21 protein-coding genes are annotated in these 23,959 nt (G+C 71.4%); 12 read left to right on the forward strand and 9 right to left on the reverse strand.

The window, feature by feature from the left end; genetic code table 11:
• Positions 1–96 precede the first annotated feature (96 nt).
• The gene (locus tag IPH07_18575) at positions 97–537 is read left to right on the forward strand and encodes a CBS domain-containing protein (GenBank protein MBK6919404.1); all 441 of its coding nucleotides are present in this window, start codon (positions 97–99) and stop codon (positions 535–537) included.
• Between the two features lie 112 nt (positions 538–649).
• Positions 650–1,555, forward strand: coding sequence for an alpha/beta fold hydrolase (locus tag IPH07_18580; GenBank protein ID MBK6919405.1), 906 nt, complete (start codon positions 650–652; stop codon positions 1,553–1,555).
• A gap of 23 nt (positions 1,556–1,578) precedes the next feature.
• On the opposite strand, the gene IPH07_18585 is transcribed toward IPH07_18580, so the two are convergent.
• Positions 1,579–2,289 carry a 4'-phosphopantetheinyl transferase superfamily protein gene (locus tag IPH07_18585; GenBank protein ID MBK6919406.1) on the reverse strand — a complete coding sequence of 237 codons (711 nt, stop codon included), beginning with the start codon at positions 2,287–2,289 and terminating at the stop codon, positions 1,579–1,581.
• Positions 2,290–2,424: 135 nt separating this feature from the next.
• Between IPH07_18585 and IPH07_18590 the strand changes: the two genes are divergently transcribed.
• A complete protein-coding gene (locus IPH07_18590) occupies positions 2,425–2,889 on the forward strand; it encodes a PTS sugar transporter subunit IIA (GenBank protein ID MBK6919407.1) in 465 nt (154 codons plus the stop codon).
• Here the strand turns inward: IPH07_18590 and IPH07_18595 are convergent.
• Positions 2,841–4,349: a HAMP domain-containing histidine kinase gene (locus tag IPH07_18595; GenBank protein MBK6919408.1), complete on the reverse strand. Its 1,509-nt coding sequence runs from the start codon at positions 4,347–4,349 to the stop codon at positions 2,841–2,843. The genes IPH07_18590 and IPH07_18595 overlap by 49 nt on opposite strands.
• The gene (locus IPH07_18600; protein MBK6919409.1) at positions 4,346–5,035 is read right to left on the reverse strand and encodes a response regulator transcription factor; all 690 of its coding nucleotides are present in this window, start codon (positions 5,033–5,035) and stop codon (positions 4,346–4,348) included. The genes IPH07_18595 and IPH07_18600 overlap by 4 nt, the downstream gene beginning before the upstream one ends.
• 471 nt (positions 5,036–5,506) lie before the next feature.
• Between IPH07_18600 and IPH07_18605 the strand changes: the two genes are divergently transcribed.
• Complete coding sequence (locus IPH07_18605; protein ID MBK6919410.1) at positions 5,507–6,157, forward strand: protocatechuate 3,4-dioxygenase; 651 nt, start codon at positions 5,507–5,509, stop codon at positions 6,155–6,157.
• A gap of 12 nt (positions 6,158–6,169) precedes the next feature.
• Here the strand turns inward: IPH07_18605 and IPH07_18610 are convergent, their stop codons facing one another.
• Both IPH07_18610 and IPH07_18615 read right to left on the reverse strand, forming a co-directional pair.
• Positions 6,170–7,453, reverse strand: a complete 1,284-nt coding sequence (locus tag IPH07_18610) for a 1-acyl-sn-glycerol-3-phosphate acyltransferase (protein ID MBK6919411.1) — start codon at positions 7,451–7,453, stop codon at positions 6,170–6,172.
• A gap of 75 nt (positions 7,454–7,528) precedes the next feature.
• A complete protein-coding gene (locus IPH07_18615; protein ID MBK6919412.1) occupies positions 7,529–8,803 on the reverse strand; it encodes a GNAT family N-acetyltransferase in 1,275 nt (424 codons plus the stop codon).
• A 119-nt stretch (positions 8,804–8,922) separates the two neighbouring features.
• Here IPH07_18615 and IPH07_18620 point away from each other — a divergent pair, with 119 nt between their 5' ends.
• Entirely contained in the window at positions 8,923–10,260 is a 1,338-nt protein-coding gene (locus IPH07_18620) for a cation:dicarboxylase symporter family transporter (GenBank protein MBK6919413.1), read from the forward strand.
• Between the two features lie 11 nt (positions 10,261–10,271).
• On the opposite strand, the gene IPH07_18625 is transcribed toward IPH07_18620, so the two are convergent.
• Positions 10,272–11,756, reverse strand: a complete 1,485-nt coding sequence (locus IPH07_18625) for a hypothetical protein (GenBank protein MBK6919414.1) — start codon at positions 11,754–11,756, stop codon at positions 10,272–10,274.
• A gap of 197 nt (positions 11,757–11,953) precedes the next feature.
• Between IPH07_18625 and IPH07_18630 the strand changes: the two genes are divergently transcribed.
• From IPH07_18630 to pstB, 4 genes are read left to right on the forward strand one after another with little or no spacing between them, the layout of a single operon-like run.
• The gene (locus IPH07_18630) at positions 11,954–12,913 is read left to right on the forward strand and encodes a PstS family phosphate ABC transporter substrate-binding protein (protein ID MBK6919415.1); all 960 of its coding nucleotides are present in this window, start codon (positions 11,954–11,956) and stop codon (positions 12,911–12,913) included.
• Positions 12,910–13,836, forward strand: a complete 927-nt coding sequence (gene pstC, locus IPH07_18635; protein MBK6919416.1) for a phosphate ABC transporter permease subunit PstC — start codon at positions 12,910–12,912, stop codon at positions 13,834–13,836. The genes IPH07_18630 and pstC overlap by 4 nt, the downstream gene beginning before the upstream one ends.
• Positions 13,833–14,696, forward strand: coding sequence for a phosphate ABC transporter permease PstA (gene pstA, locus IPH07_18640; GenBank protein ID MBK6919417.1), 864 nt, complete (start codon positions 13,833–13,835; stop codon positions 14,694–14,696). Before pstC ends, pstA begins: the two co-directional genes overlap by 4 nt.
• On the forward strand, positions 14,693–15,475 hold the full coding sequence (gene pstB, locus IPH07_18645) for a phosphate ABC transporter ATP-binding protein (protein MBK6919418.1): 783 nt from the start codon (positions 14,693–14,695) through the stop codon (positions 15,473–15,475). The genes pstA and pstB overlap by 4 nt, the downstream gene beginning before the upstream one ends.
• A 172-nt stretch (positions 15,476–15,647) precedes the next feature.
• Here the strand turns inward: pstB and IPH07_18650 are convergent, their stop codons facing one another.
• From IPH07_18650 to IPH07_18660, 3 genes are all read right to left on the reverse strand, one after another.
• Positions 15,648–17,804: an amino acid permease gene (locus tag IPH07_18650; GenBank protein ID MBK6919419.1), complete on the reverse strand. Its 2,157-nt coding sequence runs from the start codon at positions 17,802–17,804 to the stop codon at positions 15,648–15,650.
• A 303-nt stretch (positions 17,805–18,107) separates the two neighbouring features.
• Positions 18,108–18,860 carry a GAF domain-containing protein gene (locus IPH07_18655; protein MBK6919420.1) on the reverse strand — a complete coding sequence of 251 codons (753 nt, stop codon included), beginning with the start codon at positions 18,858–18,860 and terminating at the stop codon, positions 18,108–18,110.
• A gap of 35 nt (positions 18,861–18,895) precedes the next feature.
• Positions 18,896–20,200: a hypothetical protein gene (locus IPH07_18660; GenBank protein ID MBK6919421.1), complete on the reverse strand. Its 1,305-nt coding sequence runs from the start codon at positions 20,198–20,200 to the stop codon at positions 18,896–18,898.
• Between the two features lie 118 nt (positions 20,201–20,318).
• Between IPH07_18660 and IPH07_18665 the strand changes: the two genes are divergently transcribed.
• The 3 genes from IPH07_18665 to IPH07_18675 all read left to right on the forward strand — a co-directional run bounded on the left by IPH07_18665 (position 20,319) and on the right by IPH07_18675 (position 23,884).
• Positions 20,319–22,538 carry a protein kinase gene (locus IPH07_18665; GenBank protein MBK6919422.1) on the forward strand — a complete coding sequence of 740 codons (2,220 nt, stop codon included), beginning with the start codon at positions 20,319–20,321 and terminating at the stop codon, positions 22,536–22,538.
• 44 nt (positions 22,539–22,582) lie between these two features.
• The gene (locus IPH07_18670) at positions 22,583–23,455 is read left to right on the forward strand and encodes a hypothetical protein (GenBank protein ID MBK6919423.1); all 873 of its coding nucleotides are present in this window, start codon (positions 22,583–22,585) and stop codon (positions 23,453–23,455) included.
• A 66-nt stretch (positions 23,456–23,521) separates the two neighbouring features.
• Positions 23,522–23,884 (forward strand): hypothetical protein, encoded by a 363-nt coding sequence (locus IPH07_18675; GenBank protein ID MBK6919424.1) that lies wholly within the window; start codon positions 23,522–23,524, stop codon positions 23,882–23,884.
• Positions 23,885–23,959: the final 75 nt, after the last annotated feature.

The raw sequence follows: 23,959 nt of genomic DNA on the forward strand, positions 1-23,959 counted from the left end.
GAGGCGGCCGCGCACGCAAGCCCTGCAGCACGGCGTTCGTCCACCGCAGCACACTTGGCGTAGCGGCGCGACGGGGTTCCGATGGATGATGGCGACATGCCGCGTCCGATCCGCAGCGTGCTCACGGCCATGACACCCTTCCCCTACGCCGTGCAGGCCGACGAGAGCGTCGCGGTCGCACGGGCGATGATGCAGGAGCACGGCATCCATCACCTGCCCGTCATGCGCGACGGCGCACTGGTCGGGATCGTCTCGGCGCGGGACATCGGCGTGGCCACCGACGTGCTCGGCGGGCGCGAGTCTGCGGTGCCGCTGCTGGTGTGGTCGGTGTGCACGCGCGACCCGTTCGTGGTCGAGGTGGATGCGCGGCTCGACCAGGTCGCCGACCGGCTCGCCGACCTGCACATCGGCTCTGCGCTCGTGACCAAGCACGGCAAGCTCGCGGGTATCGTGACGGTGACCGACCTGTGTCGGGCGCTGGGTTCGTTGCTGCGCGCCCACGGCGAGCGCGACGACGACCCCGACGACGTGGCGTGAGCCGCCCCCGCAGGGACGGCACCGTCGCGGGCTGGGTGACTGCATCGACGCAGACCCGGTCTGCGCGGGTTTTCGGGGGCGCCTGGGCGGCTTCGGGTTCAAGAACCACTCCATGGTCCGCTCCGACGAGCTCGAGATCCCCGCGCTGGACGACCGCCCGCTGGGCGCGACGCGCTACCTGCCGAACGTCGAGCCGCGCGCCTGGGTGGTGATCCACGGCGCCACCGCGGTGCCGCAGCGCTTCTACGCCGCGTGGGCGCAGCACCTCGCCGCCCGTGGGGTCGCGGTGGTGACCTACGACTATCGCGGTGTCGGAGCCTCGCGTTCGATGCCGTTGTCGGAGGACCCGGTGACGATGTCGGACTGGATCGACGACGCGCGGGTGGTGCAGCGCTGGGTCGCGCGGCGCGGCACCGGCGTGCCGCTGGTCGCCGTCGGCCACAGCTTCGGCGGGCAGATCGCGGCCGCGCTGCGGCCGGCCGCCGATGCGATCGTCACGGTCGGTGCGCAAGGTGGTTGGGTCGGGCGCTTCGAGGGCCCGCGACGGCTGTGGCTGGGGCTGCTGATGCACGGCGTCATCCCCGGCATGGTCCGCAGCTTCGGCCATCTGCCGGCCTGGGCGGGCCTCGGCGAGGACCTGCCACCCGGGGTCGCGCTGCAGTGGGCGCGGTGGTGCACCTCGCCCGACTACCTGCTGTCGGAGCTGCCCCACCTGCGCGACGCACTGGCGAGCTACCGCGGGTCGCTGCTCGCGCTCACGTTCGACGACGACGCGTTCGCGCCGGCCGCCAACGTGCGATGGCTGCTGCAGCGCTGGCAGGCCGCCGATGTCGAGCACCGGCACATCGGCGTCGATTCACTGCCGATCGATCACGTGGGCCACTTCGGGTTCTTCCGCACCAGCGCGGCCGCGAGCCTGTGGCCGCAGGTCGATGCCTTCCTCGCCGAGCGTGGCGTGATCGCGGTCGCGACCGAGCACGAGCGCGTGCTTGCCGATCTGCAGTTCGGCTGCGCGTGACGCCGGGCCCCGGCGAAGCCGTGTCACCCGGGGTGCCAGACGAGCCGCGGCGGCGGCTGTGCAGCCGTGCGGCGGCCGACGGCGATCGCCACCACCGCATCGGCATGGCGACGCAGCGACAGTGACCAGCGCGCGGCATCGTCGTGGAGCTCTGCGGCGAGTTCGATGCGCGGCGGATCACCCGGCACCACCGTCAGCGAATCGAGCGGCAGCGCCAGTCCGAGGCCGCGGGCCTTGAGGTAGGCCTCTTTGAGGGTCCACAGCTCGTAGAACGCACGCGCACGCGCCTCGCCGTCGTGCACCGCGAGCCACTCGCGCTCGGCGGCGGCGAACTTCGCGGCCGCCAGCTCGAGCGGCGCTGCACGGGTGAACGACTCCGCATCGATCCCGACCTCGAGCGTCGCATCGGCAACCGCACAGGCCACCACGCCCGCGGTGTGGGTGAGGCTGAAGCTCACGCGCTCGGGATGGCTGGGGTGCAGCACGGGGCGGTCGTACGGGCCCCGCACGAACCGCCACGCGTGGGCCTCGCGGCCGGGTTGCAGCTGCGTCAACGCACGCCGCAGCAAGAGGTGCGCCGCGGCGTACCGCAGACGATCGGCCTCGAACGCGAGCGTGCGCATGCGGGCGATCTCCCCGTCATCGAGCACGCGCACCGCCTCGTCCAGCGTCGCGGCGCCCGCGGTGCACACCAACGGCGCGCGGATCGCTTCCACGAACACGTGCACCACCATCACGTGACGTTTCTAGCAGGCATCGCACGTCGACGCGGCGGTTGCGTCGCCCGATGCGCAAGGCTGCGGTTCTCGCGCGCTCCGTGACCGCGGGCCCGTTGACCACGGGCCTCGCTTGGGGGCAATTAGCCGGCCGTGACCCCGGTCGTCACACTCGACACCATCGTCCATCGCGTCGCCGCCCGCGATGTCGAGGGCGTCGTCGACGAGCTGGTCGCCGCGCTCGCGCAGGTGCACGGACTCGGGCGCGCCGAGCTGCGCGCGGGCTTCGGCGAGCGCGAGGCGCTCGGCAGCACCGCCTTCGGCCACGGGGTCGCGATCCCGCACGCGCGCTTCGACGTCGCGCACCCACTCGCGGCCGTCGGGCTGGCGCCGTCGGGCCTCACCACCCGCGGGCCCGACGACGAGCCGGTGCGGGTGGTGGTCGCGCTGGTGTCCCCACCCGATGGCATCCAACACCTGCAGGCGCTGGCGATCCTCGGTCGGATGTTGATCGCGCCCGGGGCGATCGCGGCGCTGCTGCTCGCACCCGACCGCATGGGCGTCCTGCGTCAGCTCAGTCGCGCGCTCGAGGACGACGCGTCGCTGCGCGGCGCGTGATCGGTCTGCGGCCGGCAGCGATCACCCGCGAGCACGACCTCGAGCCCACCGCCGTCGACCGCGGAGAACTCGAGCGAGAGACCGTGGAGCTGGGCGACGCGCAGCGCGATCGGTAGACCCAGCCCCTGCCCCTGCGGCGCGCGCGTGCGAGCGTCGTCGCCTCGCACGCCGCGCTCCCGCACACGCGCGAGCTGCTCGGGGGCGATGCCCGGGCCATCGTCGACCACGTGCAGCGCGAAGCGGTCGTCGCCCACGCGCTCGAGCACGATCGCGACGTGGCCGCCGCGGTGGTTGTAACGCACCGCGTTGTAGACGACGTTGCTGACGGCCTGCTCGATGAGGGTGACGTCGACGTCGACGAGCACCGCCTCGGCCGGTACCGCGTCCTCCAGCTCGACGCCGGCCTCGCGCGCGATCGGCCGGTGGCGCGCGCGCACGCGGGACACCACGTCGCGCAGATCGACCCGGGTCCGCTGCAGGCTCGGGGCCGCGCCGTCGAGGCGTGCGACCGCTCCGAGGTTGTGCACCAGCGCGCCCATGTAGTGGGCCTCGTTCATCGCCGAGCGCAGCATGTCGGCGTCGGGCACCTGGCCCCCTGCCACGCGGTCGCGCAGTGCCGCGAGGTGTCCCTGCAGCACCGTCAGCGGGATCATGAGGTCGTGGGTGGTGTTGGCGAGGAACTCGCGCAGCGCCGTCTCGCTGCGCATGCGCTGCTCGAGCTCGTCCCGCACGCGCCGGGCTGCGCGATCGAAGGCTCGCCCCAGCTCCGCGACCTCGTCGGAGCCGAGCGCGGGAATCGACAGATCGTACGCCGACGATGCCGAGCGCTCGACCGCCCGCGTGAGCTGACGGATGCGGCGGATCATCGGCCCGGCCACCATCATGACCGCGGCCAGCACCACCACCGCCGGTAGCAACCACACCCGCCCGCTCGGCAGCACCGCACCCCAGCTACCGGTCGAGCCCTGCACGAGCACGTAGCGGCAGGGGCCATCCGCCCATGGCGTGCGCAACACCGCCGCCACGTCGTCGTTGCGCCACGACAGCGGCAGCGCAGCGATGCCGTCGTCGTCCATCGCGTCGAGCCACGCGGGCAACAACGCCGGCGCGTCGGCGGCGTGGGCCCGCAGCTCACCGTCGTAGGCCCACGCGCGCGGCGGGCGGGGTCGCGGCTCGTCCGGCGCATGCTCATGCGGCGGCGGCTCGTGCTTGCCGGGCGGCGGCCGGTGACGACCCGCCGGAGGCCCGCGATGACCACGGGGGCCGACCCACTCGCCGCCCCAACCACCGGGCTCGGCCTCGCACGCCTCGCGCTGCGTCGCGAGGTGCTCGGCCGCGATCTCGATGAGCAGCGATCGCGCGGCGCGGCGGCGCGCGACGCCGTCGTAGATCGCCAGCGCTGCGACCGTGGCGGCGATCGCCAGCACCGACGACAACACCAACCGGGTGCGCAGCTTCATCGGCCGCCCTCGTGCGCGAGGCGATAGCCGATACCCCACACCGTCTCGATCAACTCCTCCACGCCCAGCTTCTTGCGCAACCGCGAGGCGTGCACGTCGAGGGTGCGGGCGTCGCCATCGCGCGCAGGGTCGAGTACGCGGTCGACGAGCACGCGGCGGGTGATCGCGGCGCCGGGGCGCTCGGCGAGCGCGAGCAAGAATTCGAACTCGACGCGCGTCAGCTCGACACGTACACCGTCGACCCACACCTCGCGGGCCGAACGGTCGATGCGCAGGCGACCGAGCTCGATCGCCCCCTGCGGCGCGAGCGTCGGTCGTCGCAGCCGCGCACGCACGCGCTCGACCAGCTCCTCGGGCCAGAACGGCTTGGTCATGTAGTCGTCGGCGCCGAGCTGCAGCGCGCGGACCTTGTCGGCACTGTCGTTGCGGGCGCTGAGCACGAGGATCGGCACCGCCGCGGCAGCCCGGATCTGCGCGATCATGTCCATGCCCGAGACACCGGGCAGCATCAGGTCCAACACCACCAGCTGCACGAGCGCGAGATCGTCACCGGTGAGCGCCCGCCCGCGTCGCAGCAGGGTCGGATCGAAGCCGGCATCCCGCAGGTGGGCGACGATCTGCGCGCCCAGCTGCTCGTCGTCCTCGACCACGAGCACTGCCGGCGCGGATGGGCTGGTGGGCTTCACGACTGTAAGCACTGTACCGTGCAATCCGCAGTCGACGACGGTCGCGCCTCGATCGGCGGCATCGAGTTAGGAATCCCGCAAGGTCGCCGCGGTAACCTGCTGGCGATGCAACGCCGCGCCCTCCACCGTGCCCGCACCCACACCACCCGCCGTCGCGTGCTGCGAGGACTCGGCGCGCTCGCGACCGCATCGGGCGTGGTCGCGCTGACCGGCTGCGGCGGCGACGACGGCAGCGGCAGCGGCAGCAGCGGTGATGGGTCGAGCGGCGGCGGCTCGAGCGGGGGCGGCAGCAGCGGTGGCTCGAGCGGCGGCTCGAGCGGTGCGTCGGCCTCGGCGACCGGCAGCACCGGGGTCGCGGACAGCAGCGGCGGCGGCTCGAGCGATGGTTCGAGTGGCGCAGCGGATGCCTCGAGCAGCGACACCGGCGCGTGCGCGACGATCGAAGGCTGGGCCTCGGGCGGCACCGCGTCGATGTGCGGCAACTACCCCGACCCGTTCACGCGCGGACTCGGCCCGGTCTGCGAGCTGACCTGCGCCGCGACCCTGGGCCCCTGCTACGCGGACACCATCGAGCGCAAGGACATCAGCGAGGGACAGCCGGGCCTGCCGGTGCGGCTCGCACTCAAGATCGTCGACACCGACTGCAACCCGGTCGCCGACGCCGAGGTCGACGTCTGGCACACCAGCGCCGACGGCTACTACTCGGGCGACGACGCCTCCGCGATGTGCACGCTCGGCAACCCCGCGGCCGAGGCCGCGCGCTGGATGCGAGGCGTGCAGACCACCGACGCCGAGGGCCGCGTCGACTTCGACACCTGCTTCCCCGGCTGGTACTCGGGCCGCACGATCCACATCCACTTCCAGATCCGCATCGGTGGCACCGAGTTCGTCACCTCGCAGCTGTTCTTCGACGACGCGCTGTCCGACGAGATCGTCGCGAGCGAGCCGGTCTACAGCGATCGTGGCCCCCGCGACACCACCAACGCCAACGACAACGTGATCGGCGGTGGCGACATCGAGAACGTGGTGCTGCAGACCGAGCGACAGTCCGACGGTGCGATGCTGGCGTGGCGCACGCTGGTGCTGCGGACCTCGACCGGCACGCCGCTGTGCCAGATCTGAGCGGGCGCGGCGTCAGCCCGGCACGGTCTCGAGCTCGGGGAACGCGGTCAGCAGCGCCGCGCGCTGCTCGACGAGCGCCGCGTGGATCGGATCGCGACGGCGCATGAAGCCGCGGATCGCCTGCACGTCCTCGCGCAGCCGCTCCGACAGCGGCAACACGACGAATGCGATCGTCGCCGCCAGCACGGTGGCGATGACCCCCCACGCGCCGAAGCGGAGCCCGGCCAGCACCACGCTCGCGAGCAGCCACAGCGGGAACAGCACCAGCCCGAGCAGGAACTTGTAGGTCGAGACCACGTCGAGATCGAGCGTGATGCGATCGATGACGAAGCCGGTCACGCGATAGACCGGCCACCACCACAGCGCCAGCGGCAGCACCACCGGCGCGATCGCCAGACGGGCGAGGAAGCCGGGCAACCACCGCGCGACGACCCCCCGCGAGTACGCGAAGCCGACCTGATCGGGCCGCACGCCGCTGCGGGCCAGCGCGGCGTCGGCCTGCTCGACCCCCTCGAACACGCGCTGCTGCTGATCGAGCGGCAGCTGTCGCAGTCGCTCACCGAGCAACCGCACACGCGCGCGCACGCCCTCGAGATCGGCGCGCTCACGCGGACCATCGGCGAGCAGCCACGCCAGTCGCTCCGCGAGCCGCGAGAGCGCGTCATCGGGGCCGTGCAGCGTGAGCGGCAGCATGGCCGCGCGCAGCCGTGCGGTCAGCTCGTGCACTGCCGCCGGCGTGGCCCCCTGCGCGCGCAGATCGTCGATGGGCACCGGCGCGCCGAGCCGCACCAACGCGCTGTGGCGGAAGGTCTCGCGCTGGCCGTAGACCAGGCCCGCCGGTACCACCTGCACGGCGATCGGCGACGACAACACGATGCGGGCGGCACCGGTCTTGAGCGGCGCGAGATCCTGGAACGCGTGGCTGATGCCCTCGGGGAACAGCGCAACCGACTCGCCGCGCGCGAACGCCTCGTGCACCGCAGCGAACGTCGCAGCGGTGGCCTCGGGCCCGACGTCGCCGTCGGCGCGGCGATGCACCGGGATGGGCTGGAAGATCGCCAGCAACGGCTTGAGCGGCAGCACCTTCCACAGCGTCGCCTTGCCCATGAAACGCGGCGCGCCCGGCAGCGCCGCCGCGGCCGCGACCCCATCGACGAGGCCGTTGGGATGGTTGAGCACCCACAGCACCGGGCCCGCCGGCGGCGGCTCACCGCGGGTCTGCAGCGAGCGAAACCAGATGCCCGCGAGCAGGCGCGCGAAGCGAGTGCGGAGCTCGGCAGCGGGCACGGACGGCACCGCCGGCGATGGTAGCGGATGGCTCACGGGGCGGCGCGATCGGGGCCGCGCGAGGTCTGCCTTGGCATCCGCGGCTCAGGCCTCGCGGAAGGGGCTCCGCGGCGACCACGGCGACGGGCTGATCTGCGCCACCAACGGCCGTAGCAACCGGTTCCCCACCGGGTTCGCGTGGCGCAGGTAGCAGGTCATCGGTCGCGGCACCGCGCCGATCGAGCTCTTGATCTCGAGCGCGGTACGGCCGAGCGAGAGTTCGCGGACACGACGCGTGATCGCGTCGTCGACGAAGCCGTAGAGGGTGCTCGGGTAGATGCCGTGATCGAGGTTGTGGTCGTAGTCGATACCGACCATGTGGGCCTCGAGCACGTCGCCACGGCCGAGCGCGACGCTGCAGCCGACCAACGCGTCGTCCAGCCACCAGCCGCGCACCACCAGCGCGTCGCCCAGCGCGTGGGCGAGCGCGGGGAAGTAGTCGGGGCCGGGGTTGGCCAGCCGCAGACGGGCCTTGTGGTGCACCGCGAGGTAGAGCGCGTGCAGGCGCGCGGCATGGCGCTCGATCGCGGCGCCATCGAGTCGCTCACACCGCAGCGCGCGGGACTTCTTCTGCGCGTCCTTGGCCTTGCGCCGGTACTTGGCCGAGAACACCCCGAGGTAGTCGTCGAAGCGCCGCCAGCCCGGGTCGATCGCCACCACCATGTTGGGATCGACCTCGAACGCGTGGTAGCCGAACCGCAGCAGCTCGTCGGCGTGGAGGCGCGCGCCGGCGCCAAAGTCCTTCACCAGCACCGAGGCGACGCCACCCGCGAGCTTCTCGGCGCGGCGCAGCCGATAGGTCGCCTCGGCGAGGGCATGCATCGCGCGGCCCGGGTCGAAGCCGGCCGCGACCGCGAGGCCGTGCTCGCCGGTGACCAGCGCGTTGCCGTTGATCAGCAGCCGCTGCGCACCGCCCTCCCCGATCGCATCACCCACGCTACGCACGACGTTGCGCCGGACATCGCGCAGGCGCTCGCGCAACCGCTCGGACTGCGGCGTCGCGATGGCCGGCTCGAGCCGCGAACCGAACGCGTCGAGCGCGATGTCGAGGAGCTGGTAGCTCGCGACTGCGACCGGGCGGCGGCCTTCGTAACAGACCGCGTAGCGAAAGCCCATCCGTGGCGGCCGTGCGCGCTCGAAGGCCGCGAGGTAGTCGCGCCCCATGAACAGCCGCGAACCGACGACGGCGTCCCAATCGGCGTCGCGCACGTGTGCGATCGAGTCGAACAGCGCGATCGACAGACCGCAAGGTCGCTGGCGCAGCGCGAGATCATCGGCGCGCGACCTCAGTCGCGCGACGTAGGCATCGAGGTCGAACATCACCTCCCAGGCTAGCCAGAGGTGATGACGGCGACGCCCTCGCCAGGGTCAAGCGCCGATGAAACCACCGTGAATCGGCGCCCGCGTGCGCAGACATTCGCGGTATCGTGCATCCGCCGATGTCTGCCGCACCGCCCACGTCGCGACCGTTCTGGGCCCGCAGCACCTTCTGGATCTTCATGGGTCTGCTGCTGGGGATCGTCGCGGGCGGCTTCGCGCCGCAGGACCAGTACCCAGGCGCCTACGACCTCTTCAAGTTCCTCTCGTCCGCATTCATCCACCTGATCAAGGGCCTGATCGTGCCGCTGTTGTTCTCGACCATCGTGGTCGGGGTCGCGCAGACCGGCGATCTGAAGGCCGTCGGCCGCATGGGCGGCAAGGCGCTGCTCTACTTCGAGATCGTCACCACGCTGGCGCTGTTCATCGGCCTCGGCGTCGTGAACTGGCTGCGACCCGGCGATGGGCTGCCGATCGATCTCAGCGGCCACGCGACCGTCGAGCTGGCGCAGCAGAAGTCCGGCTGGGAGATCGCGCTGCACCTGTTCCCGTCGAACCTGGTCGAGCACGCCGGCAAGGGCGACATCCTGCCGGTGGTGGTGTTCGCGACGCTGTTCGGCATCTCGCTCACGCGGGTCGGCGCGGAGCACCGCAAGGTCGTGCTGTCGTTCTTCGAGGCCGTCTCGCAGGTGATGTTCAAGTACACCGACCTCGTCATGCGCCTGACGCCGCTCGGGGTCTTCGGCGCGATGGCCTACAACGTCAGCCACATGGCAGCGGGCCGCGAGATCGACGGCGTGTTCGTGAAGGGCTGGCCAGCGGTGCTGCACCTGGTGGGCAAGTACGCGGCGTTGGTCGGCAGCCTCTACCTCGCGCTCGCGCTGTTGTTCGTGCTGGTGTTCCTGCCCATCATGGTGGTCACCGGCATCCGCGTGCGCGGCTTCCTGCGGGCCATTCGCGAGCCGGCGGCGACCGCATTCTCCACCGCATCGAGCGAGGCCGCGCTGCCGCGCCTGCTCGAGGACGTGGTCGCGTTCGGGGTGCCGCGTCGGGTCGCCAGCTTCGTGATCCCGACCGGCTACTCGTTCAACCTCGACGGCTCGACGCTGTACCTGGTGGTCGCGTCGATCACCATCGCGCAGGCCGCGGGCATCGACATGCCGCTGGGCACGCAGATCGCGATGCTGCTGACCTTCATGCTCACCTCCAAGGGCGTGGCCGGGGTCCCGCGGGCGACCCTGGTCATCATCGCAGGCACCTGCGCGAGCTTCGGTCTCCCCGGCGAGGCCGGGGTCGCGATGCTGCTGGCGGTCGACGAGATCATGGACATGGCGCGCACGATGGTGAACGTCATCGGCAACGGCCTGGCCTCGGTGGTCATCGCGAAATGGGAGCGCGTGTTCGGGCTCGAGCAGGTCGACGAGCACACGCGCGCCGAGCTCGGCGTCGATCCGCCGTGAGCCCAGGGCCACTAGAAATAAAGCTGCACCTGCACGCGTACGCGGTCGGTGCCGTTGCGGGCGGCCTCGGCCGGACTGGTGCCCATGCTCTCGTCCCAGCTGCGGAAGTAGTCGAGCTGCAGCTTGAGGTCGTGCCCCACGAAGTACCAGTTGAGCCCGCCGCCAGCCTCGTCGGCGTCGGGCAGCGAGCTGCGACCGAACACAGCCCGCGCGAAGCCATAGCGCCCCACCAGCTCGAGTGGGATGCGAGGCAACATCACGCCGAGCTGTCCGTACCAGCCTACGCCCTGGCGCGCCGGTGCTGTCGCGATCGGCGTGCCGGTGTCGTCGAGCGCAGCGCCGCCGCGGCGCTGAGTACCGCGACGCAGGTGGGCCGCCGTCGACACCGACAGACCGCGCCACTTGAAGACCAGATCTGCGGTCGCGTTGTGGAAGTCGGTGGTGCCGTCGTCCGCCGGTCGATCGCCGACGTTGCCACGCGCGGCGTGGGCGTCGTCGTGGAAGGCATAGGCAGCGCCGATGCTCATGCCGGGCTTGCGCGAGCGCGCCAGGTCACCCTCGGTGTAGTCGTCGAACTTGCCGAACGGCAGCACCTCGAGGCGGCCGACGTAGAGCAGGCCGAAGTCGGTGAGCTCGAACGCATTGCGCCCCTCACCCATGAACACGCCGGCGTAGTAGGCGAGGTGGTTGCCGAGCCCGCCGAGGTCCTTCGACATCGCCTGCACGCCGAGGTCGCGGTCGAGGTTGAACTCCGCGTTGACCAGCGAGCGGTCGACGAGGTTCATGTTCGACGACGAGATGATGCGCTGTCGCGAGAACGGCACCTTCATCTGCCCCATCCAGATCGTGAAGTCGCGCAGGCGGTCGAACTCGAGCCGCGCGTCGCGCAGCGGGTTGCGGCGGATGCTGCCGTTCTCGTTCGGCAGGTCGTTCTGCATGTCGCGCGGCGAGAAGCCGAACTGGAAGTGGTACTTCACGTGGGGGCTGAACACGTGGCCCATCAGCACGACGCGCGCGCGCCGGATCTGCAGCGAGTGCTGCGGCGTGGCGTCGGGGCGGTGCGGCACCTCGAGGTCGTAGCGGAACTGGATGCGCCCGCGCAGCTGCAACGAGAAGCGCTGGTCCTTGCTCGAGATGCTCCAGCCCTTGCCGATGCGGTACACCGACTCCTCGACCTTCGAGACTGCGCCGTGCTCTGCGGTGCGAATGGTCGCGGTGGTCGCGGCCACCGCGGGCGTGCGCGCCGGCGCCGAGGGTGGCGAGGGATCGACCGGCGCGGGCACGGCGGCCGCGTCGATCGCGGCCGTGGCCTCGCCCTGCGCGCCCGCGCCCGGCTCGGCCGCGCCGGACTGCGGCGACGACGGCGGGGCCACGTCGATGGCCGTGGTGCCGTCGGCGGCCACCGCCATGGGCACGTCGGGGGCCAACGTTCGTGGCGATTCGGGGGGCTGGGCGGCGAGGAGGAACGAGATCCACGAGGTCGCGAGGGTCGGCACGGCGGCCGGACGATGTCACCCGTACGTGACGGCCAACGCGTTCGCACGTGACGTCGAGGTGACAATGCGGCCATCGCGACACGGTTTCGTCGCAGACCATCGTGAGTTGGCGCCCGCAGATCCTCCCCCTGCGTCACTGCCGTGTCACATCCCCGTGCTCTGCTGGAGGACCCACGGCGATGCGCTGCGCGATCCCCATGATTCTGTACGCCTGCGGTGCCTGCACCGGGGGCGATCGCGGCGACCTGCTGGCGATCGACGGCTCGAGCACGGTCTATCCGCTGACCGAGGCCGTCGCGGAGGAATTCCGCGGCACGCTCGGCGCGCGCGTGACGATCGGAGCATCGGGCACCGGCGGCGGCATCAAGAAGCTGTGCCGCGGCGAGATCGCGATCGCCGGCGCGTCGCGTCCGATCCAACCCGACGAGCTCGACGCGTGCGCGGCCGCGGGCATCGCCGCCATCGAGCTACCGATCGCGTTCGACGGCATCGCGGTGCTGGTCCACCCCGACGCGTGGTGGATCGACGACATCACGGTCGAGGAGCTGCGCCGCATGTGGGCCCCGGCGGCGCAGGGCGTGGTGATGCGCTGGAGCGACGTGCGCAGGGGTTGGCCCGACGCCGAGCTGCACCTGTTCGGTGCCGGCGTGGGCTCCGGCACCTACGACTACTTCACCCGCACGATCGTCGGCAGTGAGCACGCAAGCCGCGGCGACTACACCGCCAGCGAAGACGACAACATGCTGGTCCAGGGCATCCGCCACGATCCCCACGCGCTCGGCTTCATGGGCTTTGCGTACTGGTGGGAGAATCGCACCAGCCTCAAGCTGATCCCGGTCGACGATGGCATCGCCGAGAACGGCGACGGTGCCATCGCGCCGTCGCTGGAGTCGGTCACGCTGGGTCACTACCAGCCGCTCTCGCGCCCGATGTTTCTCTACGTGTCCGACCGCGCCGCGCAGGTCCCCGCGGTCGAGAGCTTCGTCGCGTTCTACCTGCGCAGCGCACCGATGCTCGCGGGGGAGGTCGGCTACGTCCCGCTCTCCGCCGCCGCATACGACCGCGTGCGTGCGCGCTTCGACGAGCGCCGCTCGGGCTCCGATTTCGTCGGCGACGACCTGCTGCGGGCCAGCGCAGCGCTGCTGGCGGCCCGATGAACGCCGGGCGGCAGCGGGCACGGCGGCGGCCCGGGCAGCCGCTGCACGAGCGGGTGATCGAGCGAGGCCTGCTGGGCTGCGCGCTGATCTCCATCGCCACGACCGCCGCGATCCTGGTGGTCCTGCTGGGCGAGAGCTTCGCGTTCTTCCGCGAGGTCCCGCTGTCGGCGTTCCTGCTCGACGACCAGTGGACGCCGCTGTTCAGCCAGCAACACTTCGGGATCTGGCCGCTCGTGGTGGGCACGCTGTTGACCTCGACGATTGCGATCGCGGTCGCACTGCCGTTCGGATTGCTGGCGGCGATCTACCTCGGCGAGCTCGCGCGGCCGCGCGTGCGCACGGTGCTCAAGCCCACGCTCGAGCTGCTCGCCGGGGTCCCGACCATCGTGTACGGCTACTTCGCGCTGGTGGTGGTCACACCCGCGCTGCAGCAGGTGGTGCCAGGGCTGGCCGGCTTCAACGCGCTCGGTGCGGGCATCGTGATGGGCGTGATGATCATCCCGATGATCACGTCACTGGGCGAGGACGCGATGGCAGCGGTGCCGAGGGAGCTGCGCGAGGGTGCGTTCGCACTGGGCGCGGGGCGCTTGGCGTGCATCTTTCGCGTGGTGCTGCCCACCGCGCTGCCCGGCATCACCGCGGCGTTGCTGCTGGCGGTATCCCGCGCGGTCGGCGAGACGATGATCGTCGCCATCGCGGCCGGACAGCAACCCCGCGTGACCCTCGATCCACGGGTGCCAGTCGAGACCATGACCGCGTACATCGTGCAGGTCGGGATCGGCGACGCCTCGAGCGGGACCCTGGCGTATCGCACGATCTTCGTGATCGGTGCGACGCTGTTCGCGTTCACGTTCGCGGCCAACCTGCTCAGCCGACGTCTGACGCGACGCAACCGCGCGCGCGTGGCCACGGGGGCGACGTGAGCCCCACGGTGCAGCGACGCGGCCCCAGCCGCCTGCTCGAGCGCGGCTTCTCGCTGCTGTGCCTGCTGGCGGCGATCCTCCCGGTGATCTCACTCGCGGTGCTGCTCGGCGGCGTCGCCATCGCGGGCCTGGAGCGCCTCGACTGGCAGTTCCTCACCAGCTACGCCTCGCGGCACGCAGGCTCGGCGGGCATCCTCGCCGGCGCCGTCGGCAGCCTGTGCCTCGTCGGCGCGACGGCGGCGATCGCCGTGCCGGTGGGCCTCGCGACCGCGATCTATCTCGAGGAGTACGGCCGGCGCGGACGCCTCGCGCGCTGGATCGAGCTCAACATCGCCAACCTCGCGGGCGTACCGTCGATCGTCTACGGCCTGCTCGGCCTGGAGCTGTTCGTGCGCGCGTTGGGCATGGGCCGCAGCCTCATCGCCGGCGCGCTGACGCTGGCGTTGCTGGTGCTGCCGATCATCATCCTCACCTCCCGCGAGGCCCTGCGCGCGGTGCCCTCCGAGATCCGCGAGGGCGCGCTGGCGCTCGGCGCTTCGCGCTGGCAGGCGATCCGACGGGTGGTGCTGCCGATGGCGTTGCCCGGGGTCCTGACCGGCTCGATCCTCGCGGTCTCCCGCGCGCTCGGCGAGGCGGCGCCGCTGCTGCTGCTCGGCGCAGTGGGATACATGGACTTCTTGCCCGACGGCCTGCAAGCGCCCTTCTCGGCGCTGCCGATCCAGATCTTCGACTGGACCACGCGACCGCAGCCGGGCTTCACGGCCAACGCGGCGGCCGGCATCCTGGTGCTGATGGCGACGCTGCTGCTACTCAACGGGGTCGCGATCGTGCTGCGCGGGCGCATGCAGAGGCACACATGAACGAGCGTGCGGACACGGCCGGCGCGCCGAAGCTGACGGTGCGAGGGCTCTCGGCGTGGTACGGCGCCAAGCAGGTGTTGCGCGCGATCGACCTCGAGCTCGCACCGCGGCAGGTGTCGGCGATCATCGGCCCGTCCGGCTGCGGCAAGTCGACGTTGATCCGCTGCCTCAACCGCATGCACGAGCTGGTGGTCGGCGCCCGTCACGAGGGCACGGTGCTGGTCGACGGCGAGGATGTCCACGCCGATGGTGTGGATCCGGTGCTGCTGCGGCGCCGCATCGGCATGGTGTTCCAGAAGCCGAACCCGTTCCCGACGATGTCGATCCGCGACAACGTGCTCGCCGGTCTGCGGCTCACGCGGACGCGGACGCGCCAGGATCGCGATGCGCTCATCGAGCACGCGCTGACCCAGGCCGCGCTGTGGGAGGAGGTCCGCGATCGTCTCGAGGAGCCGGCCACGGTGCTCTCGGGCGGCCAGCAGCAGCGCCTGTGCATCGCGCGGGCGCTGGCGGTCGAGCCCGAGGTGCTGCTGCTCGACGAGCCGTGCTCGGCGCTCGACCCCATCGCGACCACGCGCATCGAAGACCTGCTGAACTCGCTGCGCGAGCGCTACACCATCGTGCTGGTCACCCACAACATGCAGCAGGCCGCGCGCGTGTCCCGACGCACCGCGTTCCTGCTGCACGGTGAGCTGATCGAGGTCGCCGACACCGACCGCATCTTCACGCAGCCCGAGGACCGCCGGACCGAGGACTACATCACGGGCAAGTTCGGCTAGTACCTCGACACAGCGATAGTGATGGGTCAGAACGCCGTCATGGCCGCGACTCCGCGAGGCGCCGTGCCGCCGGAATACCGGGCGTATTTCAAGGTACGGCAACGCAGCGAGGCGCGGTCAGGGCGGTGTCATGGCCCGTCACTATCGCTGTGTCGAGGTACTAGCCTCAGCGCTACACCGAGACCGGCAGCAGGGTCGAGCCGACCAGTCGCTCCTGCAACTCCTGCTTGTCCTGGTCGCTGATGCCGTAGTCGCCGATGATCACGATGTGCCCGCGGAAGCCGTGGCGGGCGTGGAAGTCGACCAACTCGTCCATCGCCGCGTGCAGGGTGTCCTTCTCGGTGTGCCGATTGGGCACGAGCGCGAGATACACGGTGATGTCGTCGGGGGCGATCTCGGTCAGCTCGGTGTGCACGCGGACGACGTTGCCGTCGATCCCGGCCGGACGAATGGACTCGCGCTTCACTCGATACACCACCTCGCGCTGGACCGTGCGCGTCATGTGAAACACGACGATCTGTCGGTACGGGATGCCGCTGGCGATGCTCTGGGCCCGCGCGATGTCGACAGTGTGTCGCAGGAGGTTGCCGATGCGAACCCCGCCGACCGCGACGACGATGGTGCGGTCCTCGGTCTCGATCGCGTCGCTCTCGACCGACTCGATCACACGCCGAAAGTAGTTGTAGCCCGCGCGCAGCAGCGGCCGATGGTTGTAGCCGAGCAAGATCGCACCCACGGCGATCGCGGCGGTCACCAGCAGCGCCCGCAGGTCGCGGATCTGATCGCCGAAGCGGTCGTACAGGCCCAGCAGCGCCAGCGACAGCAGCGCGAGGCCCAGCAGCGCGGCGACCGGCACCGAGACCCCGCCGATCTTGACGGGGAATGGTGCGCGGCAGACGCGACGGTCGCTGGCCTTGAAGCGTCGCAGCAGGATGAACGCGACCACGCCCGAGAGCATCACCAAGCCGAAGCTGGCGCCGTACCACCGCTCGAGCACCTCGGTCGAGGCGTCGGCTTCGTAGCAGACCGCGAAGATCGCCACGAAGAACAGCAGGTTGATGCGGTCGAAGACCCCGCGCTCGTTGACGTCCAGCAGCGCACGCGGCAGCAGGTTGTCGCGCGCCATCGTGACCCAAAGGCCACGCGCGCCGGCGAAGCCGGTGTTGGTGGCACCGATGAGCATGAGCGCCGCGCTCGCGACGATCACGATGTTCCACAGCCGCCCGAGCGTGTCACTGCCGGTGACACCGCGGACCACGGTCTCTCCCAGCTCCGCGAGCAGATAGCCCGACGCGCCGACCAGCTGCGAGGGCGAGAGGATCATGAAGACCAGGATCGACAACGAGCCACCGATGACCAGCAGCGTCATCAACATCGCGCGGTAGATGCGTCGGACGTCCGCGCGTGGGTTCTCGAGCTCCTCGGGGATGTTCATCACGGACTCGACACCCGAGGCGCCGAGGATCGACGAACCGAGCGCGACCGGGATGAGCGCCGCCCCGAGCGTCGCGAAGCCCGGCAGGAACATCGAGCGCCCGCTGCCCTCGGCCATGTGGCCGGCGGCGGCGATCTCGGCGTGGGCCTCGTGGACCGGGCGCAGCGCAGTGGCGCCGTCGATGAAGTTGGTCAGGTCGACCCCGTGCAACACGAGGTAGATCAACCCCAGCAAGATGGTCACGCCCATCACCAGCAGGTTGAAGAGGAAGATGGTCTTGCTGACCTTGACGCTCTCGCGCAGGCCGTAGTTGTTGAGGGTGAACAACAGGATGAGCGGCGGCAACATCACGACCACGCCCGAGGGCATCACCGCCGACAGCGAGATCGCGACCAGGGACGTCACCGCGACGGTGCTGAGGGTCTGGCGGATGCGATGGGGCATCACCCACACGCCGAAGCCGATCGCCGGGACGGTGGAGATTGCGATGGCCGCGAGGGTGCGCGCGCCCTTCAGCTCGTCGACCATCGAGCTGACGTAGTCGCTGTAGGACAGCAGACTCACGATCGCGGTCGCGACGTAGGAGAACGAGATGACGACCCCGACGATCGCGGCGGCGACGATCGCGACCTTGCCCAGGTGGCTGAGCGCGTAGCGGGTCATCACGTAGGTGCCGCCGTTGGACAGCGTCAGCAGCACGGCCTCGACGTAGATCGGCGCCAGCGCGAACAGCAGTGCGTAGAGCCCCAGCTGGAACGCGGGCGTCGCGAAGCCGACGCCCGCCACGATGAGCGCGCCGGACGAGTAGTACGGCGACGTCAGCGGGTCGGGGCCGACGAGGTAGAGCCCCTCGCGCCAGCTGAGCTTGCGATGACCGTCTTCGGGCGCCGACATTCTTCGCTGCGCGGGTTAATGCACCCGTGCACGACTTGTCGCAATCACCCCTCGACGTGCCGAGCTCGGCCGCGGCCCGAGCAAGCGGTGACGGACGGCGAATTCTGGGGCGTCGGCCCGTGGCAGCGCATGGGTCGGGCGCCGCCGATCGAGGCCGACCCCGCCCGTGCGGGAGGTCGTGGACAACCGCTGCGATCCGTGGGTGCCCGTCGCCGGGACGGCGCGGTCACGCCGAACGGGGGCCCCTTGCGACCCGCCGGCGACCACCCGCGTTGCCTGCTGCAGGCGCGCGATGGCGGAGCGTCACGGCGACGTCGGTGACAGCTCCAGCGCCATGCCCACGAAGCTCGCCATGAGGTACGCGAAGGTCTCTTCATCGGCGTTCCACACCCGCGGCGCGCCGATGTGCTCGTGGCACACCACGCCCCGCATGCGGCCGTCAGCCCAGATCGGGACGTCGAGCATGGCCTCGATCTGCAGCGGCTCGAGGTAGTTCTCGGCGAAGCACGCGGTCCGGGGATCGCGCTTGGCATCGTGGGCCGCGATGGTCCGCTCGGTCGCGAGCGCCTCGAAGTAGGTGGGAAAGTCGGTCGCACGCAGCTCGAGGCCGTCGCTGTGCCGCCCCTCGGCGCGCTCGAACAGGTCGACGCAGCGGATCCGCAGCGGGCCGTCGTCGAGCAACCACACGCTCACGCGATGCACCCGCAACGTCGCCGCGGCGGTCTCGTCGACGCGCCGGATCGCGGCCTTGGGATCGCGCAGCCACAGCGAGCGCTGGCTGAGAAGATCGAGGTGGGCACGTACGTGCCGGCGCAGATCCTGGGCGACCTCCATGTCGGGGGCCAACGGCGCACTGGCCGGGGCCGTCGCGCGGCCGCCAAACTGCTCGCGCAGACGGTCCAGGCCGCGCTCGAGCCGCTCGAGCAGCTCTGGGGTCTCGGCGATCGAGGCGGCCTCCCCCGAGGTCACCGAGCACATCGACGCCAGACGCATCTTGCCGAGCACACCCGCCAGGCGCTCGGCCTCGAGAAAACACGCAGCAGCGCGGACGCCCACCTCTGCCGATCGTAACGTGGCCCCTCGCGGCCGCGCTACTGCTCCAAGCAGATCACGCTGTAGGGAGATTGGCACTCCTGCGCGCTCGAGTGGCCATCGATGGTCCAGCCCTGCCAGTAGGCGTGGATCACCGAGAACATCGCGGCGAAGCCGCTGGTGGCCGTCCAGCCGCTACAGTTGTCGGCGTCGGTCGCGATCTGGTCGACGCCGTAGGCCCCCGCCCATGCGATCGCCAGCGGCGTCGGCACGCCCTCGGCGTCGTACAGGATCGGCGCCGCGAGGGTCGTGCCGAACACCTGCCCGTCGAGGAAGATCGGTACGCCGTCGGCGCGCACCCACGGCGCCCCCGCGGCGTTCATGCGCGCGCCCGGACTCTCGCCGGTGTTGGCCATGAGCGCGAGGAAGCTGCCGTCCGCGCCGGCGGCCGCGGCCTCGCTCGCGCACAGGGCATCGGCAGCGTCGCGACCATCGCTCGGCCCGACGTAGCCGCTGCTGACGAAGGCCAAGCGACCCGCGGTCGGCGTCAGCGCGACGTCGGCGTCGCCGTCGACACCGAGGCATACGAGGTGGGCGGTGAAGCTGCAGTTCGACGCGGCATACGCGGTCCACCAGCCCAGCCCCGCACCCAGCGTCCCCATCAGGCCTTGACCGGTGTCGCTGGTCCAGCCGCTGCACATCAGCGAGCCATCGACGTCGAGCAAGTTGCCGTCGACACCGGTGCCGGTCCACACGTAGTCCGGGATCGGCACCGGGTTGCCGTGCTCGTCGGTGACCGGCGGATAGAACGCGCGCCCCTCGATGATCTGCTGGAGATCGACGGCAAAGGGCTTGCCGTCGCTGCGCACCCAGCCGCGCGCGCTGCCCATCCGCGAGCTCGCGGAGGTCTGCGCGTCGGACAACCACGCGCGGTACGTGCCGGTGAGCGCGGCCGACTCGGCCACCGACTGGCACAGCGCGTCGGCGCCGTCGAGACCTCCGAGCGCCGCGCCGGCATACAGCTGCGAGGTGACGAACACGACGTTGGGTTGGTCGCTGCCGCCGCCCGAGCTCTCGCCGCTGCTGCCGGGATCGACGCTCGGATCGCCGGTCTCGGTCGTCGCGACGGCGCCGCTGCTGCTGCTGCCGGGATCGATCGTTCCACTCGAGCTGTCGGCGACCGCGTTGGGATCGACGCAGATCGACGCGCGACACTCGAGCCCCGCGTCGCAGCTCCCGCCCAGCGTGCAGCTGCAATCCGCGGCCCCGACCGCGCACAGCCGGGCGTCGGGATCGATGGCCACGCAGGCTGCGAGCACCATGACGCCGCCACCCACCGCAGTCGCCAGTCGTCGCAGTGCCATGTGCGTGCAAGCTACCACCCACCACCCAGGGCACGCCGCGTGGGCGCGGTTTCACGTCGATGTCAGTGCGCGGTCTCGCGAGGCCCGCGACGCGGCGGCCGGCGTATCTTCGATCGACGTGGTCGAACGGACCGAACACTGGACCCCGACGCCCGCGCACGGCACCGCCGTGGTGGCGAGGACGGAGATCACCGAGCCGGCCCCCGCAGCGGCAGCGGACGCGACGGTCGATCCGGTCGATCCGGTCGAGGTCAATCCTCGCGCACGCCTGCCGCGTGGTCTCCAGCGCATCGGTCGCTACCACGTGCTCAAGCAGCTCGGTGAGGGCGGCATGGGCGTGGTCTACTCCGCATTCGACGAGGAGCTCGATCGGCGCATCGCGGTCAAGGTGTTGGCCGCCGACATCTCGGTCGAGTTCTCCGGTCGCACGCGACTGATGCGCGAGGCCCAGGCGATGGCCAAGGTCTCGCACCCCAACGTCGTGCACGTGTACGAGGTCGGCGAGGTCCAGGGTCACATCTTCGTGGCCATGGAGTTCGTGCGCGGTGTGACGCTGCGCGAGTGGCTGGATCGCGGAGGCCACGGCCTCGCGGAGCGCCTCGCGTTGCTGCTTCAGGCCGGCGAGGGGCTGGCCGCCGCCCACGCCAGCGACATCGTCCACCGCGACTTCAAGCCCGAGAACGCGATGGTCGGCGACGACGGCCGCGTGCGCGTGCTCGACTTCGGACTCGCGCGATCCACCGGCGAGGTCGGCGACGACGAGCCCGACGTCCGCAACACCGAGCGCACGCTCGACTCGTTCCTGCCCGATCGCGCCGGCTCGGTGCTCTCGGCCCAGCTGACGCGGCACGGCAGCATCATGGGCACGCCGGCGTACATGTCGCCCGAGCAGCACTTCGGCACCCCGACCGACGCGCGCAGCGATCAGTTCAACTTCTGCGTCGTGCTCTACGAAGCGCTCTACGGCGAGCGCCCCTTCTCGGGCGACAATCGCCTCGCGCTGGCGTTCGCCGTGCGGCAGGGCCAGATCGATCCGCCGCCGCCGCGCAGCGAGGTGCCGACCAAGCTGCGGGAGATCATCCTGCGGGGGCTGCGGGCCGATCCTGCGGAGCGATTCCCGACGATGAACGCACTGCTCGCGGCGTTGCGGGCCGCGACCGCGCCGCCGCGTCGCCGTCCGGCGTGGCTGGTCGCGAGTGGTGCGCTGTTCCTGGCCGCCGCCGCCGCCGGTGCGGCGGTGATGCTGCGTCCGCAGTCGACCGAGGCAGCCCCCAGCGCGGTGCAGAGCCTGGCCGCGGACGCGCGGCTGTGGGCCTCGCGCGCGCACTGGGTCTACCCCGACGTCCGCGAGCCCGAGCACACCGCCCTGCGCGCGGTGGGTTCCCTGCGTGCGCTCGAGGACGCCACCGACGGCCCCGGCGATCTCGAGGCCGACACGCTCAGCCGCGAGTTCGCCGACACCTTGGCGCGCCTGGGCGACGACTATTGGGAGGCCGACGGCGGCCGCGTGTTCGCGCGCGACTTCTACGTGCAAGCCCTGCTGTTCGATCCGACCATCGGTCGTGCGCGCGAGCGCAGCGGCGTGCTCGCGGGCGAGATCGCCGAGCTGCGCGACCGTGCCGAGCGCGGTGGCTTCACCCCCGAGGAGCTCGCCGCCGCGGCCGAGCTCGCCGAGCTCGCAGCACCGGTGTTGGCATCGTCCGAGCAGACCGCCCCACCCGAGCGGCTCGCGAGCGTGATGACGAGCGTGCGGGAGCGCGCCGCGAAGCGCCGACGCGAGCGCTCGCACGTCGGGGCCGACGCCGCGGCGACGATCGTGGCGGCGGCCGCGGCCCCGGCGACGCCGCCCCCCGCGGTCGCGCAGGCCGTCGAGCCCGCGGTCGAGCCGACTGCCGACGGCGAGCTCTCACCGACGACCGAGGTCACGCCCGACGGCGAGCCCGAGGCGAACCCGGACGCCAAGGATCCCAAGCTCGCGCGCGAGCAGGCCAAGGAGATGGTCGCGCAGGCGAAGAAGCTGAAGGCCCAGGGCAAGCGTGAGGCCGCGCTGCGCAAGCTGTTCGACGCGACCCGCATCGATCGACGCTACGCGCCCGCCTTCGACGCGCTGCGCGACCTCCACTTCCAGGTCGGTGCGTACGTCGAGGCGGTGCAGTACGGCGAGAAGGCCGTGAAGCTGTCTCCCGGCAACGGCGGCTATCTCCTGCGCCTCGGCGAGGCGCAGTTCAAGTCGAAGGACTACGCCGCCGCCGAGCGTTCGTGGCGCGCCGCGTCGGCCCTCGGCGTCGCGCAGGCCGACGATCGCCTGCAAGCGCTTGCACGCACGGGGTCACGGTGAGCCGTGCCTGAAGCGTCGTCCCCAACCCTCGCGAGGTCGACTCGATGATCACCGCGTCCTTGCTGCTCGCCACGCTGGCCACATTGCAGCCCGCCGATGACGAGCCCACCGCCGTGGTGGGCGTGCTGCCCCCGGTCGCGCCCGAGCTCGCGGTCGATCAGCGTGTCCTGGTGTTCGAGACCATCGAACGCGAGCTCGCGACCGCGGCGATCGAGGTGGTCCCGCGCGAGCGCGTCGATCGGGCGCTCGCCGAGCTCGGAGCCGCCTGTGGCAACGACGGCGGCTGCCGCGGGCGTCTGGCCACCGCGATCGGTGCGCGCTTCGTCGTCACCACCGCCGTCGCCGAGCCCAAGTCGTCGGACTACACCGTGCGTCTCGAGGTCCACGATCTCGAACAGGACCGCGTGGTGGCCTCGTTCGACGACGTGTGCACCATCTGCAGCGAAGCCGACCTGCGACGCCTGGTGCAGGAGCGCACGCTCGACGCGAAGCTCGCGATCGAGCGCGCGATGATGCCGGCGCAGACCACCGGCGAACCCGCGGTCGAGCCCGCCCCCGTGGCGCCACGCCCGGTGACACCGACCGCCGCGACCGTGGTGGCTCCCCGTCAGCCGCTGCTGCACGCGGGCTGGGCACTGACCGGCGCCGGCATCGCGGGCACGCTCGGTGGCATCGTGTTGTTCGCCCTCGCGGGTCAGCGTGCCGGGTGCCCCACCGATCCGCGCGGCGGCCCGTGCATCCCGCTGGTCTATCGCACGGTGGTGCCGGCCGCGATCACCACGGCGACCGGGGTCGCGGTGCTGGGTGCCGGCATCGGGCTGGTGGTCGTGGGTCGCAAGCGGGCCGCTCGCGCCACCGCGATCACGCCCCAAGCATCGACCGACGGCGTCGGGCTCGTGGTCCGCGGCCGTTTCTGAAGCCGCGGGCGAGCGCGAGGCGTGTGGTGGCGCAGTGGATCCACCCGCGTTATACTCGCCTCGCCGATGGTGAACTCGACACAGCCACGCGCCGCCGCGGTGGGCCGTGTCTCGAGCGCACCGTGGACGCTGCTGCTAGCGCTGTTGCTGGCGATGCTGGGCCCCGCGCGCAGCAACGCGCGCGAGCTCGAGTCCGAGACGCGGGAGTCCGCGCCGACGACCCTCGAGCTCGAGGAGGACCTCGCGGAGTCGGGGCAGTTCGCCCAGGCACGGCGACTCGAGCGGCACCGCTTCCGCGGTGAGATGCAGCGCCTGGCACGTCCGTCGCGGGAGCTGCCCGGCAGCCACGCGATCGACCCGCGCCCGGTCCGTGTTCGCCGGCAGCAGCGGCGCTACGCGATCCCGCCCCCCATCGACGCGCTCGCTTGAGCCGTGCGCGCCCGAGCGGCACGTGACCCGGTGTCGCGTGCTCGCCGGTGCGCGCGCGTTGCACCCGCGCTGCCG

This window comes from Deltaproteobacteria bacterium, assembly GCA_016709225.1.
In the GTDB taxonomy this organism is placed as follows: domain Bacteria; phylum Myxococcota_A; class Polyangia; order Nannocystales; family Nannocystaceae; genus Xiheibacterium; species Xiheibacterium phototrophicum.

Coding starts and splice junctions, on each gene's coding strand:
- IPH07_18575 (MBK6919404.1), top strand. CDS start 97: ATGCCGCGTCCGATCCGCAGCGTGCTCACGGCCATGACACCCTTCCCC.
- IPH07_18580 (MBK6919405.1), top strand. CDS start 650: ATGGTCCGCTCCGACGAGCTCGAGATCCCCGCGCTGGACGACCGCCCG.
- IPH07_18585 (MBK6919406.1), bottom strand. CDS start 2,289: ATGGTGGTGCACGTGTTCGTGGAAGCGATCCGCGCGCCGTTGGTGTGC.
- IPH07_18595 (MBK6919408.1), bottom strand. CDS start 4,349: ATGAAGCTGCGCACCCGGTTGGTGTTGTCGTCGGTGCTGGCGATCGCC.
- IPH07_18605 (MBK6919410.1), top strand. CDS start 5,507: ATGTGCGGCAACTACCCCGACCCGTTCACGCGCGGACTCGGCCCGGTC.
- IPH07_18615 (MBK6919412.1), bottom strand. CDS start 8,803: ATGTTCGACCTCGATGCCTACGTCGCGCGACTGAGGTCGCGCGCCGAT.
- IPH07_18620 (MBK6919413.1), top strand. CDS start 8,923: ATGTCTGCCGCACCGCCCACGTCGCGACCGTTCTGGGCCCGCAGCACC.
- IPH07_18630 (MBK6919415.1), top strand. CDS start 11,954: ATGATTCTGTACGCCTGCGGTGCCTGCACCGGGGGCGATCGCGGCGAC.
- pstC (MBK6919416.1), top strand. CDS start 12,910: ATGAACGCCGGGCGGCAGCGGGCACGGCGGCGGCCCGGGCAGCCGCTG.
- pstB (MBK6919418.1), top strand. CDS start 14,693: ATGAACGAGCGTGCGGACACGGCCGGCGCGCCGAAGCTGACGGTGCGA.
- IPH07_18650 (MBK6919419.1), bottom strand. CDS start 17,804: ATGTCGGCGCCCGAAGACGGTCATCGCAAGCTCAGCTGGCGCGAGGGG.
- IPH07_18660 (MBK6919421.1), bottom strand. CDS start 20,200: ATGGCACTGCGACGACTGGCGACTGCGGTGGGTGGCGGCGTCATGGTG.
- IPH07_18670 (MBK6919423.1), top strand. CDS start 22,583: ATGATCACCGCGTCCTTGCTGCTCGCCACGCTGGCCACATTGCAGCCC.
- IPH07_18675 (MBK6919424.1), top strand. CDS start 23,522: ATGGTGAACTCGACACAGCCACGCGCCGCCGCGGTGGGCCGTGTCTCG.